Source organism: Mesorhizobium sp. M0802 (assembly GCF_040320115.1).
GTDB lineage: Bacteria > Pseudomonadota > Alphaproteobacteria > Rhizobiales > Rhizobiaceae > Mesorhizobium.
Genome location: NZ_JAMYOY010000003.1, coordinates 436838 through 452961, shown reverse-complemented (window position 1 = coordinate 452961; position 16124 = coordinate 436838). Strand labels below are relative to the sequence as shown.

Annotated in this window: 15 protein-coding genes and 1 other RNA gene; 14 read left to right on the top strand and 2 right to left on the bottom strand. The window is 63.1% G+C overall.

Translation table 11 applies throughout. The features are described from left to right. Nucleotides 1-2768, bottom strand: a 2768-nt coding sequence (locus NKI10_RS08090; protein WP_352859433.1) for a hydantoinase/oxoprolinase family protein, incomplete at its 3' end; no start/stop codon positions are given. Nucleotides 2769-2945: 177 nt separating this feature from the next. On the opposite strand from NKI10_RS08090, the gene NKI10_RS08085 reads away from it, so the two are divergent. The 7 genes from NKI10_RS08085 (at nt 2946) to NKI10_RS08055 (ending at nt 6928) form a co-directional block, all read left to right on the top strand. Beyond that, complete coding sequence (locus tag NKI10_RS08085) at nt 2946-3143, top strand: hypothetical protein (RefSeq protein ID WP_023668260.1); 198 nt, start codon at nt 2946-2948, stop codon at nt 3141-3143. Between the two features lie 209 nt (nt 3144-3352). Next, on the top strand, nt 3353-4072 hold the full coding sequence (locus tag NKI10_RS08080) for a J domain-containing protein (protein ID WP_023699613.1): 720 nt from the start codon (nt 3353-3355) through the stop codon (nt 4070-4072). Then, a complete protein-coding gene (locus tag NKI10_RS08075; protein WP_352803516.1) occupies nt 4069-4836 on the top strand; it encodes an N-acetylmuramoyl-L-alanine amidase in 768 nt (255 codons plus the stop codon). The genes NKI10_RS08080 and NKI10_RS08075 overlap by 4 nt, the downstream gene beginning before the upstream one ends. Before the next feature lie 184 nt (nt 4837-5020). Further along, the gene (locus NKI10_RS08070; protein ID WP_352859430.1) at nt 5021-5725 is read left to right on the top strand and encodes a lytic transglycosylase domain-containing protein; all 705 of its coding nucleotides are present in this window, start codon (nt 5021-5023) and stop codon (nt 5723-5725) included. A 50-nt stretch (nt 5726-5775) separates the two neighbouring features. After that, an RNA gene (gene rnpB, locus NKI10_RS08065) (RNase P RNA component class A) lies at nt 5776-6173 on the top strand. A gap of 180 nt (nt 6174-6353) precedes the next feature. Then, on the top strand, nt 6354-6638 hold the full coding sequence (locus tag NKI10_RS08060; RefSeq protein WP_023668264.1) for a type II toxin-antitoxin system ParD family antitoxin: 285 nt from the start codon (nt 6354-6356) through the stop codon (nt 6636-6638). After that, on the top strand, nt 6635-6928 hold the full coding sequence (locus tag NKI10_RS08055; RefSeq protein WP_023668265.1) for a type II toxin-antitoxin system RelE/ParE family toxin: 294 nt from the start codon (nt 6635-6637) through the stop codon (nt 6926-6928). The genes NKI10_RS08060 and NKI10_RS08055 overlap by 4 nt, the downstream gene beginning before the upstream one ends. A gap of 8 nt (nt 6929-6936) precedes the next feature. Here the strand turns inward: NKI10_RS08055 and NKI10_RS08050 are convergent, their stop codons facing one another. After that, complete coding sequence (locus NKI10_RS08050) at nt 6937-8052, bottom strand: cystathionine gamma-lyase (RefSeq protein WP_352859429.1); 1116 nt, start codon at nt 8050-8052, stop codon at nt 6937-6939. A gap of 402 nt (nt 8053-8454) precedes the next feature. On the opposite strand from NKI10_RS08050, the gene mraZ reads away from it, so the two are divergent. Genes mraZ through mraY form a run of 7 tightly spaced genes read left to right on the top strand, consistent with a single transcriptional unit; the run spans nt 8455 to nt 16117 of the window. Next, entirely contained in the window at nt 8455-8928 is a 474-nt protein-coding gene (gene mraZ / locus NKI10_RS08045) for a division/cell wall cluster transcriptional repressor MraZ (RefSeq protein WP_352859427.1), read from the top strand. Next, the gene (gene rsmH / locus NKI10_RS08040) at nt 8925-9941 is read left to right on the top strand and encodes a 16S rRNA (cytosine(1402)-N(4))-methyltransferase RsmH (RefSeq protein WP_352859425.1); all 1017 of its coding nucleotides are present in this window, start codon (nt 8925-8927) and stop codon (nt 9939-9941) included. The genes mraZ and rsmH overlap by 4 nt, the downstream gene beginning before the upstream one ends. A gap of 4 nt (nt 9942-9945) precedes the next feature. Then, nucleotides 9946-10338, top strand: a complete 393-nt coding sequence (gene ftsL, locus NKI10_RS08035) for a cell division protein FtsL (protein WP_023682142.1) — start codon at nt 9946-9948, stop codon at nt 10336-10338. Nucleotides 10339-10352: 14 nt separating this feature from the next. Then, nucleotides 10353-12077 carry a peptidoglycan D,D-transpeptidase FtsI family protein gene (locus NKI10_RS08030; protein ID WP_023682141.1) on the top strand — a complete coding sequence of 575 codons (1725 nt, stop codon included), beginning with the start codon at nt 10353-10355 and terminating at the stop codon, nt 12075-12077. Nucleotides 12078-12131: 54 nt separating this feature from the next. Then, complete coding sequence (locus tag NKI10_RS08025) at nt 12132-13586, top strand: UDP-N-acetylmuramoyl-L-alanyl-D-glutamate--2,6-diaminopimelate ligase (protein ID WP_352859423.1); 1455 nt, start codon at nt 12132-12134, stop codon at nt 13584-13586. Beyond that, nucleotides 13583-15016, top strand: a complete 1434-nt coding sequence (locus NKI10_RS08020) for a UDP-N-acetylmuramoylalanyl-D-glutamyl-2,6-diaminopimelate--D-alanyl-D-alanine ligase (protein WP_023829245.1) — start codon at nt 13583-13585, stop codon at nt 15014-15016. Before NKI10_RS08025 ends, NKI10_RS08020 begins: the two co-directional genes overlap by 4 nt. An 18-nt stretch (nt 15017-15034) precedes the next feature. After that, entirely contained in the window at nt 15035-16117 is a 1083-nt protein-coding gene (gene mraY, locus NKI10_RS08015) for a phospho-N-acetylmuramoyl-pentapeptide-transferase (protein WP_023668273.1), read from the top strand. Nucleotides 16118-16124 lie beyond the last annotated feature (7 nt).

The window sequence follows — 16124 nt, the reverse complement described above, 5'->3', positions numbered from 1 at the left end:
CCTGGGGGGGCCCGCCTCCTGAGGTTAAAAGCACCCGGGGGGGCGGCGACCCCCCCGGAGGGGGTCGTTGCGGCAGTGCTCGACGCTCTTGTGGTGCCTTCTGAGAGGACCCCACCCGGCCGCTGCGCGGCCACCCTCCCCTCAAGGGGGAGGGAAAACACCGGCGTCACCACGGTGATATCAGGCAAATGCGTGCCGCCATTGTAAGGGGCGTTCAGCGCAAAGACGTCGCCGGGATGGATGTCGCCGGAGTTCAGCCGGATAATGGTTTCGACCGAGCGGTCCATGGAGCCGAGATGCACCGGCATGTGCGGCGCGTTGGCGACCAGCGCGCCATGACGGTCGAAGACGGCGCAGGAAAAGTCCAGCCTTTCCTTGATGTTGACGGAATAGGCGGTGTTCTGAAGCGTGACGCCCATCTGCTCGGCGATCGACATGAAGAGGTTGTTGAAGACCTCCAGCATCACCGGATCGGCTTCGGTGCCGAGGGCAGCCGTGCGCACTTTCCGTTCCGTGCGGCGGATGACGACGTGATTGACATCAGTGATTTCGGCCTGCCAGCCCGGCTCGACGACGATGGTCTGGTTCGGCTCGATGATCAAAGCGGGGCCCGGGACCAGATTGGATGGGCGCAGGTTTTCGCGGCGATGGATGCCGGCCTCATGCCAGCGGCCCTCGGTATAGATGCGCCGCGTTCCGGACGCACCCGCTTCAACCATTGCCGGTCCGGCGGGCGCAACGGCTTCGGCCGTGGTCTCGACGATCTCGGCGCCTTCCACGCCAACGGTCTCGACGATCATCGGCTTGTCATCATAGACGAACCCGAACTGCGCCTTGTGGGCGATTTCGAAATCGCGCCTGGCCTGGAAGATCGAGTCCTGTTCGAAATTAACCGGCAGCGTGGTGTCGGTGCCGTCATAGCGGATGTGCAGCACCGGCTTTGCCGCAATCTTGTCCTCGGCGATGCCTTGCGCTGCCAATTCGGCGATGACGGCTTTTTTCAACGTGCCGATGAGGCTGCCGATCTCGGTCCTGGATTCTTCGGCAAGTGGCTTGAGCAGCGCCTGCTGGCGCGACGCGAAAACCGACGACAGGCCGATACCATAGGCTGAGAGCAGACCGGAAAAGGGGTGGATCAGTACCGCCTCCATGCCGAGCGCGTCGGCAACCAGGCAGGCATGCTGGCCGCCGGCGCCGCCAAAACAGTTCAGGAGATATTCGGTGACGTCGTAGCCGCGCTGCACGGAGATCTTCTTGATGGCATTTGCCATGTTTTCCACCGCGATGGTAACGAAGCCTTCGGCGACGGCTTCCGGCGTGCGGCCATCGCCGATTTCGGCGGCGAGCGCAGCGAATCTTTTATGCACGGCGGCGACGTCCAGCGGCTGGTCCTGGCCTGGGCCGAAAATTGCCGGGAAGAAATCGGGCTGGAGCTTGCCCAGCATGACATTGGCGTCGGTGACGGCGAGCGGGCCGCCGCGCCTATAGGCAGCTGGGCCTGGATTGGCGCCGGCGGAATCCGGCCCGGCGCGGAAGCGGCTGGCTTCGTAGTGCAGGATCGAGCCGCCGCCGGCGGCGACCGTATGAATGCGCATCATCGGCGCGCGGATGCGCACGCCGGCAACTTCGGTGTCGAAGGCGCGCTCATACTCGCCGTCAAAATGGGCGACATCGGTGGAGGTGCCGCCCATGTCGAAGCCGATGACTTTCTCGAAGCCGGCGAGCTTCGCCGTCTCGACCATGCCGACAACGCCGCCGGCCGGACCGGACAGCAGCGCGTCCTTGCCCTGGAACATGTCGGCGGCGGTGAGCCCGCCAGAGGACATCATGAACATCAGGCGAGGGTTCTCCCTCCCCCTCGAGGGGAGGGTGGCGGCGAAGCCGCCGGGTGGGGTCGCCGCGGCAGTGCTCGACGCTTTGGTGGTGCCTCCTGAGAGAACCCCCTCTGTCGGCTTTGCCGACTGCCCTTCGCTATGGCTCCGGGCGTTCGTCGCTGAAAAAGCCAAATCGTCGGCTTTTTCTCGGCCTTTGGCCGACCGCTCCTCACCCCCCACAAGTGGGGAGATTGGCGTCGCGCCCAGTTCTCCCGCCACCCTTTGCACATAGCGCGACAGGATCGGCGACAGATAGGCATCGACCACGGTGGTGTCGCCGCGGCCGACCAGCTTGATCAGCGGCGAGACGTCATGGCTGACCGAGACTTGGCTGAACCCGATCTTGCGGCAGACTTTCGCCACCGCCTTCTCGTGGTCGGGATATTTCCAGGCATGCATGAAGACGATGGCCACCGCATCGATGCCGTCAGCCTTCGCCTGTTCGATGGCGGGGCGGCAGGCGGCGATGTCGAGCAGGCGCTCGACATCGCCATTGGCGCGCACACGCTCGTCGATCTCGATGACCCGCTCGTAGAGCTGTTCCGGAAGGATGATCTCCTTGGCGAAGATGTCCGGCCGCGCCTGATAGGCGATCTTCAGCGCGTCGCGAAAGCCCTTGGTGATGAGCAAAAGCACACGGTCGCCCTTGCGCTCCAGCAACGCGTTGGTGGCAACGGTGGTACCCATCTTGACGTCACCGACCAGGCCCGGAGGAATAGCGGTGCCGGATTTCAGCCCCAGAAGCTCGCGGATGCCGGCTATGGCCGCGTCGGGATAGGCTTCGGGATTTTCCGACAGGAATTTCCTGGGATGCAAACCGCCTTGCGGATCACGTCCGATCACGTCGGTGAAGGTGCCGCCGCGGTCGATCCAAAAATCCCATTTCTTGTCCACGCAGAACTCCGGCATTGCATTTGGGTCCAGACTGTTAGTTCGGCATCGCCCGGCCCGCAATCGGTAGTGCGCGGATGTTACATCAGGAAACGCAACGTTACGAAACTCATGGCCGTTTGATGCATTTTGCCTTCGACCGTTCACCGCAACGTGAGCGTGTGTTGAAGGAGAGATGTCATGAAAAAGCTCATTCTTGCTTCCGTTTCCGCCCTGGCCCTGTTCGGCGTTGCCGCCTGCAGCGACAGCGGTACGGATAACACCACCACCCAGAGCACCAATCCGCCAGCCGCCGAGCCCATGAAGCCGGCGACGCCGGATGCACCGAAGCCTGCAGAACCGGCTCCGGCAACACCTGCTCCTGCCCCCGCGCAGTAGCAGCAGTCCCGGTCACTTTGACGTGACGAGAGAGGAGGCCGGCTTCGCGCCGGCCTTCCTGCGTTTAGGTCGATTCGGGGCTCAAGGGCCTTGAACCGGCTCTTTCCTACGGTTTGGGATCTGGCGCGTCGGTTGCTCGCGTAAATTCGATCCACTCTGCGGCGCTGTCTTGGCTTGATAGCAATGGCCGGCGGCCCTAATAAGCGCTCATGTCGATTTGGGATCGCCTCGGCGACTTCATCACCCGCGTTTCATCTTCAGCCACGTCCGGCGTCGCCGATGTGGTCGAGGCCGTGCGCACGGTTTTCTCGGGTGACGCTGATCTGCGCCGGCGCGTTGCCTTCTCTGTGGCGATGATTGCGCTGTCAGCCAAGATGGCCAAGGCCGATGGCATCGTCACCCAGGACGAGGTTCGCGCGTTCCAGGAAATATTTGAGGTGCCGCGAGAACAGACCCGCAATGTGGCGCGGCTTTACGATCTGGCCAAGCGCGACGTCGCCGGGTTCGAGACCTATGCCGAGAGTATGGCGCAGATGTGCGGCTCGGGCCATTCGAACTGCGTCATGCTGGAAGACATACTCGACGGTCTGTTCCATATCGCCAAGGCGGACGGGCTGGTGCATGAGCGCGAAGGGATTTTCCTGCACCGTATTGCCGAGATTTTCCGCATCGACGAGGTGCACTACGAAGCCATCCTGGCCAGGCACGTCAATCTCGGCGCCGGCGATCCCTATATCGTGCTCGGCATTGAGCGCGGCAAGCCGTTCGAGGAGGTCAGGAAGCGATACCGCAAGCTGGTCTCCGACAATCATCCGGACCGGCTGATCGCGCGCGGCCTGCCGCAGGAATTCATCAAGATTGCAACGACCAGGGTCGCGGCGATCAACGCGGCCTATGAAATGATCGAGCGGGGCCTCAGGCACGCATGACCGGCTTCTCGCCCGACGAGCCAAGCGCGGAGGTCAGGGTATCGCCGAATTTCGGCCCGCGGCGCGAAACGCTCAGGCCCGACATGATCGTGCTGCACTATACCGGCATGGCGACTGGTGCTGCCGCGGAAGCCTGGTTGTGCAACCCCGCAAGCGAAGTCTCGTCGCACTACCTCGTCCATGAGGATGGCCGCATCATCCAGATGGTGCGCGAAAGCGACCGCGCCTGGCATGCCGGTGCAAGTTCCTGGTTCGGTCGTCGCGACATCAACTCCTGTTCGGTCGGCATCGAAATCGTCAATCCCGGCCATTCGCTCGGCTATTCGGCCTTTCCCAAGCGGCAGGTGGAAGCGGTGATCGGGCTTTGCCTTGGTATCATCGAACGCCATTCCATTGCGGCGCAAAGGGTGCTTGCCCATTCCGACATCGCGCCGGGGCGCAAGATCGACCCAGGCGAGAAATTCCCCTGGAAGGCGCTGTTTGCGGCCGGGGTCGGCCATCTCGTGCCTGCGGCGCCGGTCCGGCGCGGCGCTGTGCTGAAAGCCGGCGATACCGGCGCCGAGGTCGAGGCACTGCAGTCGATGCTGGCGCTCTATGGCTATGGCGTCGAGATATCAGGTGTCTTCGACCGCCAGACCGAAATCGTCGTCGAAGCTTTTCAGCGGCATTTCCGACCACGCCTGGTGGATGGCGTCGCCGACGGCTCTACGTCTAGCACGCTGCAAAGCCTGCTGACTTCCCTTAGGTCAGTTGCGTCTAAATAATCTTTTCCTAATATTCAAGTTACAGCCTGTCACTGAAAGTGAATTGCCTCGCCTTGTTCGACACAAATTCCGCCCTCAAAGGCAGTTCGTGCAAGTTATCGGACCTCCAGCCCCCCGGATGCTCCGATATTGATTAGGCCTTGCTGCGTGAAGATCTTCGCGCGGCCAAACAGAACAGGACCACATGCAGAAATTGACCGTTGTAACGGCAGCTATTGCTGCCGGCGTAATGACTTTTGCCTTCAGCACGGCCGATGCCGCACCACTGAGCCAGAGGGCAGACCAGGGCTTCATCGCCGCACCCGCCAAGGCCACCATGACGAAGGCAAACCCGAAAGCAAAAAGGGCAACCACCGCGAAAGTGCGCAAAGCAGCCGTGGTGAAGGCCAGAAAAGCCACGGCCAAGAGGCATTTTAAGCGCAACAGGAAGAGCGTCGACCTGACGACGACCGCATCGATCCGCCCAAGCACCGCTGCGGAGTCGACTGCGGCAGCCGCGCTTGGCGGCCAGTATTCGGCAATCATTGCCCGCTATGCTGCGGCCGAAGGCGTGCCGGTGTCGCTGGCCCAGGCGGTCATCAAGATCGAGAGCAACTACCGGCCGAACATCGTCGGCAGCGCGGGTGAAATCGGCCTGATGCAGATCAAGCCGGCAACGGCGCGGATGATGGGGTATAGCGGCTCCGCCAAGGGTCTGTTCGATCCCGACACCAACATCAAATACGGCATGAAGTACCTTGCCATGGCGCGCAATCTCGGCGGCGGCACCACCTGCGGCACGATCCTGAAATACAATGCCGGCCATGCCGCGACGAGGATGAACCCGGTGTCGGCGGCCTATTGCGGCAAGGTCAAGGTGCAGTTGGCGGCATTGGGATCGCCGGCATAAGTCTGCTTTTTCATTTGCGTTTTGGAACGTGAACCCCTTTATACGCTCTGCCAGCTGGCCGGGCGGCCGCACCCGCAAAGCCGAAAGGCTGCGGGTGAGGAAAGTCCGGGCTCCATGGAAACACGGTGCCGGTTAATGGCCGGCGGGGGCGACCCCAGGGAAAGTGCCACAGAAAGCAAACCGCCACGATTTATCGGGGCAAGGGTGAAAGGGTGGGGTAAGAGCCCACCGCGCGACTGGCAACAGGAGCGGCACGGTAAACCCCACCGGGAGCAAGACCGAATAGGGACGGTGCGAGGGGAAACCTTCGAGGGCTGTTTCCGGCTCACCGTCCGGGTAGGTTGCGTGAGGCGCATGGCAACATGCGCCCAAGATGAATGGCCGCCACGTTCTCGCCCCGAAAGGGGCGAGGGCCATACAAAACCCGGCTTACAGGCCAGCTGGCAATTTCTCCCCCATATCGGGATTAATCCTTTGGATCAGCAGTCTGCGCCTTCGGGCGCAGCTGGCGATTCAGGTGCTTGAGCGATTGAATCAAGTACGCATGCTGGGGTCGAGACAAACGCATCCTTGAAGCTGGTACGATTTAATCGTACCATGATTGTCATGGTTTGATCAGGAGCGCATCATGGGTCACGTCGACAAACGCAGCATCACGCTTTCGCCGGAACTGGCGGCGGCGGTCGACGATGTCGTGGCCGCCGGCGAATATGCCTCGGCCAGCGAAGTCATCCGTGATGCGCTGCGACAATGGAAAGACCGCCGCGATCTTCTCGGCTACACGGTCGAGGAATTGCGCAGGCTGGTTCAGGAGGGGATCGACAGCGGACCGGCGGTGGACGGCCAGCCCTTCATGGACCGGCTGCGAGCCAAATATCACAGGATGTCGGAAGCTGCAGGCTCGGAAGAGTGAAATATCGGCTGCTTCCTCAGGCGATATCAGATGTCGAAGGCATCGGTGACTACATTGCGGAACATAGCCCAAAGGGAGCCATGCGCCTTGTGGACGCTTTGGAGAGGCGCTGGACACTGCTCACCTTGCACCCGTTCTCAGGTGCGCCGCGCGATGATATCGCGCCCGGCATTCGTCATCTGATCGTCGGCGAATATGTCACTCTGTATCGCATGGGCGAAGACGCGATCGAGATCGTCCGCGTTTTGCACGGCAGGCGCGATATTGGCGCCGATGACTTGGTGACCTAACCGCCAGCTCAGATGCCGATCTTGTCCAGCGATGCCTCGATCGCCTGCCAGAGTTCTTCCACCGGCTCGCAGCCCACCGACAGGCGCACGAAGCCGGGCGGAACCGAATCTCCTCGCTTGGCCCGCCGCTCGGCGGAGGTGTGGACACCCCCGAACGACGTTGCCGCCTGCATCAGCGTGCAGTTGTTGATGAAATCCTCGGCCTTTTCCTGGGAGAGGAGTTCGAAGGACATGAGGAAGCCGAAGCGCTCCATCTGCGCCCGGGCGAGGTTGTGCGACGGGTCGCCCTCCAGCCCGGGGTAGCGCAAGCCGCTAACGGCGCGATGGTTTTTCAGGCGCTTCGCGATCACCTCGGCAGAAGTACACATGCGGTCGAAGCGTACCTCCAGCGTCTCCAGGCCGCGATGCACCAGCCAAGCCTCGAACGGGCCGGGAATGCCGCCCGCGGTCTCGCGCCAGCCGGTGACGTCCGCGATGATGTCTGGATTGCGGCTGGCGACATGGCCGAACAGCACGTCGGAATGCCCGTTGGCCGCCTTGGTGTCGGCAGCAACGACGATGTCGGCGCCGAGATCGAGCGGGCGCTGGCCGAACGGCGTCATCGTGGTGTTGTCGACGACGACGATCGCGCCCGCTTGGTGCGCGGCCTCGGCGACCGCTGTGATGTCGCAAATGTCCAATCGCGGATTTGACGGGGTTTCAACGTAGACAAGGCGGTAGCCGTCGAAGCCGCCGTCGAGGAATGTAGCTGTCGGCCGCAGATCATAGGCGACGCCGAAGGGCTTGAGGAAACGTTCGGCCAGCGCGCGTGTGGCATGGTAGCCGTCCGAAGGCAAAAGCACGCGGTCGCCGGATTTCAACAGGCCGAAAAACACCGCCGAGATTGCCGCCATTCCTGAGGGGAAGCCGACGCATGGCGCGTCTTCGAGATGCGCCAGCATGTGCTCGACTGCATCCCAGGTGGCGTTGCTGTAGCGGCCGTACTGGCTGTAGCCGGCGCCGTCGCCCGGGTTGTGGAAAATAGCGGCCATGGTCAGCGGCAATGGGATGGGGTCGCCTTTGGCAAGTCCGTCGCGCCGCAGATGGGCAAGGGAGGCCGCGCGGGACCTTGCTGTTTCGGACATGGATTTCTGACCTTGTTGCTCAGCGAAAAGACTGACGACGCTATTCGCGGCAGTGATGCGCGGCAAGCCGCTTCCGCTTGGGCCAGCCCGCTCTAAACGGTTCGTTAGGCTTAATGGGAGATAAAGACGGGAGTGTTGTCAGAGCTGCTCTCACCGGTTGTGGCGCGCGCGTTTGTGAAGCCTGTTCCCGTTGACGCCCATAGTGCCCCATGATATCCCATTTCGATACCAAAGCCTTCGTTCCGCGTCAGGGTAAAGCGTACGCCAATCGGGCAGCCGCGGCGGCTGTGCGTTTGCGGGGTTTTGCCGCTGGGACCGAAGCGGATTTTCGGCAGGGGACGCGCTTCGGCGCGGACGAAAACATGGAGAGGGGTGCGGCGGCGGAAGCGGCTGCAGCGTGTCATGGACCGGTTTCTGTCAAGCGCGGTGAACAGGATCGATGCGAAGGGGCGGGTCTCCGTTCCGGCGCATTTCCGCGCGGTCGTGCAGAAGCGCGGCTATTCGGAACTCTATGCGCTGCGCGGCCTGGACGTGCCTGCGATGGATGTCGGCGGGCTCGATCTGCTCGACCGCTACGAGCAGCGCATCGCGCTGGAAGACCCTTTTTTGCAGACGGCGGACGATATGTCGTTCTTCTGCCATGGCGACGGGACGTTCCTGAAGCTCGATCAGGATGGCCGCATCACGATGAGCGATTTCATCCGCGAGCATACGGGCATCACGAGCGAAGTGGCCTTTGTCGGCCGTGGCAATTTCTTTCAAGTTTGGGAGCCTGGACGGCTGGGCGCCTATGGGGCGCAGGCGCGCGCTCGGCTTTTGCAGCTTCGGCAGGGGACGAAGGCTCACGAGGCCAAGGCTGGGGAGCGGCCGGAATGATGGCGGATCACGGCGATGATCTCAGCGCCGTTGGCGGACCGGTCCGCCACATTCCGGTCCTCCTCGCCGAAGTGCTGGAGGCGCTCTCACCCAAAGAAGGCGATGTGATCGTCGACGGCACGTTCGGCGCCGGCGGCTACACCAAGGCGATCCTGGCGAGCGGCGCCTCGGTGGTGGCGATCGATCGCGATCCCGATGCGATTGCCGCCGGGCGCGGCCTGGAACAGCAATCCGGCGGCAGGCTGAGGCTGGTGCAGGCGCCGTTCTCGACGCTGGACGAACAGGTCGAAAGCGCCGACGGCGTTGTCCTCGACATCGGCATTTCCTCCATGCAGGTCGACCAGCCCGAGCGCGGCTTTTCGTTCCGCACGGACGGGCCGCTCGACATGCGCATGGCGCAGGCGGGTTTGAGTGCTGCCGACGTCGTCAATACGTTCAAGATAGGCGACCTTGCCCGCATCTTCGGCTTCCTCGGCGAAGAGCGTAACGCCGGGCGCATTGCCCGCATGATCGAGAGCCGCCGCGAAAAACGGTTGTTTGAGCGTACGCTTGATCTCGCCGACGCCATCGAGACGCATATCGGCCGCGCGCCGAAGGACAAGATTCATCCGGCCACCCGCGTCTTCCAGGCGCTGCGCATTTTCGTCAATGACGAGCTGGGCGAATTGGCCAAAGCCCTAATGGCATCCGAGCGGGTATTGAAGCCCGGCGGGCGGCTTGCGGTGGTGACGTTCCATTCGCTGGAAGACCGCATCGTCAAGCGCTTCATCGCCGACCGCGCCGACGTCGCCACCGGCTCACGTCATTTGCCCGAGGCGCACGCGCGCACTGCGACCTTCCGCAAGGCCGGTGGCGGCGTGACGGCAGGCGATGCCGAGGTCGCTGCCAATCCGCGGGCGCGCTCGGCCAGGCTGCGTACCGCCATCCGCACCGAGGCGCCGGCGCGCGCCGGTGATCTCACCATTTTCGGCCTTCCAAAGCTTCCCGGCATCCAGGCGCCGCGAGAGAGGTGAATACGTGTTTCGAACCAGCGACATAGTCCTGATCGCCGTCATGGTCTCGGCCGCGGCCCTGACCTACAAGGCCAAGCGCGAGGCCGAGGAACAGCTGGCTTCGGTGCAGAAGATCGAGGCGCAGATCCGCTATGAGGAGGACACGATCGACCTGCTCAAGGCCGACTGGAGCCTGCTGACCCAGCCGTCGCGCCTGCAGAAGCTGGCTGAAATCTACAAATCGCAGCTCGCACTCGAGCCGGTCAATGCGCGGCAGATCGTCGGGCTCGACGACCTGCCGGCAAAACCGCTCAACATCGAGGACCTGTCGTCGCAGCGGCTTGGCGGCATGGCCGACAATTCCGGCAAAGGACCAGCCGACAAGGATCCCGTGGTCACCGGAGCCATCGTCCAATGATCGCTGGATTTCCAATGCGCGCCAAACTTCCGTCGGTCGGCAAATTGCTGAAGCGCCGCGCACGGACCGGCGAGGACGGCTCCATCGTGGTCGAAGGCGCGCGCAAGGCGACCGGCGGCAAGGCCAAGACCCGCATCGTGATGACGATGGCGGTGTTCTTCGGCATCTATTCGACCATCGCCGGGCGGCTGGTCTATCTCGGTTTCCAGTCCCCCGACATGTCGAATGGGCCGCAAAGCCGGGTGACGGCGTCGCGTCCCGACATCGTCGACCGCAACGGCGAGGTGCTGGCGACCGACATCAAGACGGCATCGCTGTTTGCCGAGCCGCGCCGCATCGTCGATGCCGACGAGGCGATCGAAAAGCTGTCGACCATTCTGCCAGATATCGACCCCGAGCAGACCTATCACAAGCTGAAAAGCGGCGCCGGCTTCGTCTGGCTGCAGCGGCAGCTGACGCCCAAGCAGCAGGCCGACATCATGCAGCTCGGCATTCCCGGCATCGGCTTTCGCACCGAAAAGCGCCGCTTCTATCCGGCCGGCGTGACCTCATCCTACATTGTCGGCCTCACCAACATCGACAATCAGGGCATCTCCGGCATGGAGAAATACATTGACGAGCAGGGCCTGAGCGACCTGCAGGCCTCAGGCTTGGCGATCGCCAAGGATCTGAAGCCGGTTCAGCTGTCGATCGACCTGCGCGTCCAGCATGTGGTGCGCGACGAGATTGCCGCCGGCCTCGAGCGCTATCGCGCCATGGGCGCAGGCGCCGTCGTGCTCAACATCAAGACCGGCGAAGTGGTGGCGATGGCCTCGGTGCCGGATTTCGATCCGAACAATCCCTTCAATGCGCAGGACAAGGACCGCCTGAACCGCATGTCGGCCGGCCTCTACGAGATGGGCTCGACCTTCAAGAGCTTTACCTCGGCCATGGCGCTCGATTCCGGCAAGGCGAACATGAACAGCCGTTTCGACGCCTCGCATCCTATCCGGGTCGGCCATCAGGCCATTCACGATTTCCACGGCAAGAACCGCGTGCTGTCATTGCCGGAGGTGTTCCTTTACTCCTCCAACATCGGATCGGCGCGTGAGGCCGAAATGGTCGGCATCGAGGGGCACCGCGAATTCCTGCATCGCCTTGGCCTTCTGGACAGGATGCAGACCGAACTGCCTGAGGTCGCGCGCCCGACCGAACCGAAGGTCTGGAAACAGGTCAACTCCTTCACCATCGCCTTCGGCCATGGCGTGTCGACGACGCCGCTGCAGGCCGCCGTCGGCTGCGCGGCGCTGATGCAGGGCTATTTGATCCCGCCGACTTTCCTGGTCCGCAGCGAGCAGGATGCCATGGCGGTGGCCAAGAGAGTGGTCAGCGAAAAGACTGTGGAGGGCATGCGCTACCTCTACACGCTCAATGCTGAGAAAGGCTCGGCCAGAAACGCCAGGGCCCCCGGCTACCGCGTTGGCGGCAAGACCGGAACCGCCGAGAAGGTGATCAATGGCCGCTACTCGAAGGAACTGAATTTCAACACCTTCGTCGCTGCCTTCCCGATGGACGATCCGCAATATCTGGTGTTTACGATCGCTGACGCTCCGCACCCGGAAAAGCCCGGGATGACCGACGTCGCCGCCAACAATGCGGGTGTCATGGCCGGAAACATCATCAGGCGGGCAGCCGCCATGCTTGGCGTGAAGCCAGATTTCAGCCATGAAAATGGCGCAACGCTGGTTTCCTATCAGTGATTCTTAGGGCGCGCCGGCAACTGCGCGCCATTTTGTTGAGATAAACGGGGTTCGATGCACCTGAGAGATTTAGCCGGTATCCTGCCTGTCGAGGGAACATCTTCCCGCGATGTGGAGGTAACCGGGATTTCGTCGGATTCCCGCACGGTCAAGACCGGCGTGGTCTTTTTCGCGCTCGCCGGCAGCAAGGCGGATGGTTCGGCCTATGCCGCCGATGCGGCAAAGCGCGGCGCAGCGGCGGTTGTCGTTGGCAAGGCCAGCGCCGTTTCCGGTCTGTCCGTCCCGGTGCTCAGTGTCGACGACGCACGCCTGGCGCTGGCGCTGAGCGCGGCACGTTTCTTCGGCAGCCAGCCGGAGACCATGGTCGCGGTTACCGGCACCGCAGGCAAGACCTCGGTCGCCGCCTTCACCAGGCAGATCTGGGAGCAGGCCGGCTTTGCCGCCGCGTCCATTGGCACCACCGGCGTGGTGGCGCCGGGCCGCAACGATTACGGTTCGTTGACCACACCCGATCCAGTGGCTTTGCACCAGTTGCTCAAGGAATTGGCGGAGGCCGGCGTCACACACGCCTCGATGGAGGCTTCCAGCCATGGTCTCGACCAGCGCCGTCTCGATGGCGTCAAGCTCGCCGCTGGCGGTTTCACCAATCTCGGCCGCGACCATATGGACTATCATCCGACGGTCGAGGACTACCATCGCGCCAAATTGCGCCTGTTCGACACGCTGCTGCCGAAAGGCGCGCCGGCGGTCATCTTTGCCGACGATCCGTGGTCGGCGCCGACCATCCAGGCTGCGCAGGCCGCGGGGCTCAATGTGCTGACTGTCGGCCGCCATGGCGATTTCCTGCGCCTGAAGCGGGTCGAGCACGAGCGCCACCGCCAGCGCGCCGAGGTCGAAGCTGACGGCGTGCTCTACGAGATCGACCTGCCGCTCGCCGGCGACTTCCAGATCGCCAATGCCCTGGTTTCGGCCGGGCTGGCCATTTCCACCGGAACGCCGGTCGCCAAAGCTTTGATGGCGTTGGAGAAACTTCAGGGGGCACCGGGACGGCTCGACCTTGTCGGCGCCACCGCCAATGGCGCGCCCGTCTATGTCGACTATGCCCACAAGCCGGATGCGCTGGAAAATGTGCTGGCCGCGGTGCGCCCGTTCACCACCGGCCGCGTCATCGTCGTGTTCGGCTGCGGCGGCGACCGCGACCGGGGCAAGCGGCCGATCATGGGCGGAATCGCCACGCGGCTGGCCGACGTCGTCATCGTCACCGACGACAATCCGCGCTCGGAAGTGCCGGAAACGATCCGTGCCGCGATCCTGGCAGCCGCGCCCCGCGCGATTGAAATCGGCGACCGCCGCAAGGCGATCCACGAAGCGGTCGCCATGCTCAAAGCGGGCGATACGCTGATCGTTGCCGGGAAGGGCCATGAAGAGGGCCAGACCATCGGCGCCGAGACGTTTCCCTTCTCCGACCACGAGGAAGTCCGCTCGGCGCTGCGGGAGCGGGCCGCATGAGCGTGCTCTGGACTTCCGAGGCGCTGGTCGACGCCATGGGCGGTCGGCCGCTCGGGCCGATGCCGGAGGGAATTTCGGGGATCTCGATCGACAGCCGCAGCCTGCAGCCGGGCGACGCCTTCTTCGCCATCAAGGGCGAGGCGATGGACGGCCATGACTTCGCGACCGCGGCGATCAAGGCCGGCGCCGGCGTGCTGGTCGTTGCTGAGGGCAAGTTGCCGTCGCTCGGGCGGCTGACGGCGCCGATGATCGTGGTGCAGGACGTGCTGGCGGCGCTGGAAAAACTCGGTGTCGCCGCGCGCGCGCGTTCGAAGGCGAAAATCATCGCTATCACCGGATCGGCGGGCAAGACCACCACCAAGGAAGCGCTGCGTCATGTGCTGTCGGCCGTTGGCAAGGTGCACGCGTCGGCGCAGTCGTTCAACAACCATTGGGGCGTGCCGCTGACACTGGCGCGCATGCCCGACGATTGCGATTACGCCGTGTTCGAGATCGGCATGAACCATCCCGGCGAAATCCGGCCACTGGTCAAGATGGTCCGCCCGCAGGTCGCCATCGTCACGATGATTGCCGCCGCGCATCTCGGCTTCTTCAGAAATCTCGACGAGATCGCCAAGGCCAAGGCCGAGATTTTCGAAGGCATCGAGCCCGGCGGTGCGGCCTTGCTCAACCGCGACGATGCGCGCTGGAAGCTGCTCGACAAGATGGCGCGAGCCGCCGGCGTCGAACATGTCTTTGGCTTCGGCGAGAATGCACGGTCGACCTACAAGCTGACCAAATGCGAGCTGCATGCCGATCATTCCGACATCACCGCCAGGATCGGCGGGCAGGATGTGACGGCGCGCATCGGCGCGCCCGGCCGCCACATGGTACAGAACGTCCTGGCGGTGCTCGGCGCCGCGCATTTGGTTGAAGCCGACATCGGCAAGGTGGCCTTGGCACTGGCCGATCTGTCGGCCGAGCGTGGCCGTGGGAAGCGACATATGCTTCGCCACCCCAAGGGACCGATCACACTGATCGACGAGAGCTACAACGCCAATCCGGCCTCGATGGCTGCTGCCATGGCGCTGCTCAACGCGACGCCTGTCACGGGCGAGGGCCGGCGCATCGCCGTGCTCGGCGACATGCTCGAGCTCGGCGACCATTCGGCCAAGCTCCATGCAGCCCTTGCCGAGTTGATCGTCGGCACCGGCACAAACACGGTCTTTCTCGGCGGTCCGGAAATGCGGGCGCTGGCAGACATCCTGCCCGACGAGATCAAAACGGAATACCGCGCCGGCGCCGAGGAATTGAAGCCGCTGCTGTTGTCGACGCTGAAGGCCGGCGACGTGGTGATGATCAAATCGTCGAAAGGCATCGGCTTTTCAAAGCTGGTCGAGGCCTTGCTCGGCAAATATCCGGCGGAAGCCGCAGGCACGAAACAGAACTAGTCCGGGGAACGGAATCGTATGTTTACATTGCTCGTCGATTTTGCGGACAAGGTCTCGGTCTTCAATGTCTTCCGCTACATAACTTTCCGCACCGGCGGTGCGCTGATCACCTCGGCGCTGATCGTCTTCATCTTCGGGCCGACCATCATCAATTCGCTTAGGCTGCGGCAAGGCAAGGGCCAGCCGATCCGCGCCGATGGCCCGCAGACGCATTTCAAGAAGGCCGGCACGCCGACCATGGGCGGGCTGATGATCCTGTGCGGCATCGTCGGCTCGTCGCTTCTATGGGCGAACCTCTCCTCGATCTATGTCTGGGTGGTGCTCTTGGTGACGCTGGGCTTCGGTTCGATCGGCTTTTACGACGACTATCTCAAGGTAACCAAGCAGTCGCATCTCGGCTTTTCCGGCAAGGCGCGGCTGGCGTTGGAATTCGTCATCGCCGGCATCGCCGCCTGGGCGATCATGCATAATGGCCAGGCGCCGTTCTCATCGTCGCTGACTTTCCCCTTCGCCAAGGAATTCATCATCAATCTCGGCTGGTTCTTCGTGCCGTTCTCCTGCTTCGTCATTGTCGGCGCCGGCAATGCGGTGAATTTGACCGATGGCCTCGACGGGCTGGCGATCGTGCCGATCATGATCGCGGCGGCATCCTTCGGCGTTATTGCCTACCTCTCCGGCAATGCGGTGTTCGCCGAATATCTGCAGATTCATTTCGTGCCCGGCACCGGCGAACTGGCTGTCGTGCTTGGCGCCGTCATCGGCGCCGGCCTCGGCTTCCTCTGGTTCAACGCGCCACCGGCAGCGATCTTCATGGGCGACACCGGTTCGCTGGCCATGGGTGGCCTGATCGGTACGGTCGCGGTCGCCACCAAGCACGAGATCGTGCTGGTCATCGTCGGCGGATTGTTCGTCGTGGAAATCCTGTCGGTCATCATCCAGGTCGGCTACTTCAAGATGACCGGCAAGCGCGTCTTCCTGATGGCGCCTATCCATCATCATTTCGAAAAGCTCGGCTGGACCGAAAGCCAGGTGGTGATCCGCTTCTGGATCATCGCCGTCATCCTGGCGCTGGTCGGCCTGTCGACCCTCAAGCTGAGATAGGAACCCG

Bases quoted from the DNA above. Each gene is read 5' to 3' on its own strand.
- mraY (WP_023668273.1), top strand. From the start codon at position 15,035: ATGTTTACATTGCTCGTCGATTTTGCGGACAAGGTCTCGGTCTTCAAT.
- NKI10_RS08030 (WP_023682141.1), top strand. From the start codon at position 10,353: ATGCGCGCCAAACTTCCGTCGGTCGGCAAATTGCTGAAGCGCCGCGCA.
- NKI10_RS08025 (WP_352859423.1), top strand. From the start codon at position 12,132: ATGCACCTGAGAGATTTAGCCGGTATCCTGCCTGTCGAGGGAACATCT.
- NKI10_RS08070 (WP_352859430.1), top strand. From the start codon at position 5,021: ATGCAGAAATTGACCGTTGTAACGGCAGCTATTGCTGCCGGCGTAATG.
- mraZ (WP_352859427.1), top strand. From the start codon at position 8,455: ATGGACCGGTTTCTGTCAAGCGCGGTGAACAGGATCGATGCGAAGGGG.
- NKI10_RS08080 (WP_023699613.1), top strand. From the start codon at position 3,353: ATGTCGATTTGGGATCGCCTCGGCGACTTCATCACCCGCGTTTCATCT.
- NKI10_RS08050 (WP_352859429.1), bottom strand. From the start codon at position 8,052: ATGTCCGAAACAGCAAGGTCCCGCGCGGCCTCCCTTGCCCATCTGCGG.
- NKI10_RS08060 (WP_023668264.1), top strand. From the start codon at position 6,354: ATGGGTCACGTCGACAAACGCAGCATCACGCTTTCGCCGGAACTGGCG.
- rsmH (WP_352859425.1), top strand. From the start codon at position 8,925: ATGATGGCGGATCACGGCGATGATCTCAGCGCCGTTGGCGGACCGGTC.
- NKI10_RS08085 (WP_023668260.1), top strand. From the start codon at position 2,946: ATGAAAAAGCTCATTCTTGCTTCCGTTTCCGCCCTGGCCCTGTTCGGC.
- NKI10_RS08075 (WP_352803516.1), top strand. From the start codon at position 4,069: ATGACCGGCTTCTCGCCCGACGAGCCAAGCGCGGAGGTCAGGGTATCG.
- NKI10_RS08020 (WP_023829245.1), top strand. From the start codon at position 13,583: ATGAGCGTGCTCTGGACTTCCGAGGCGCTGGTCGACGCCATGGGCGGT.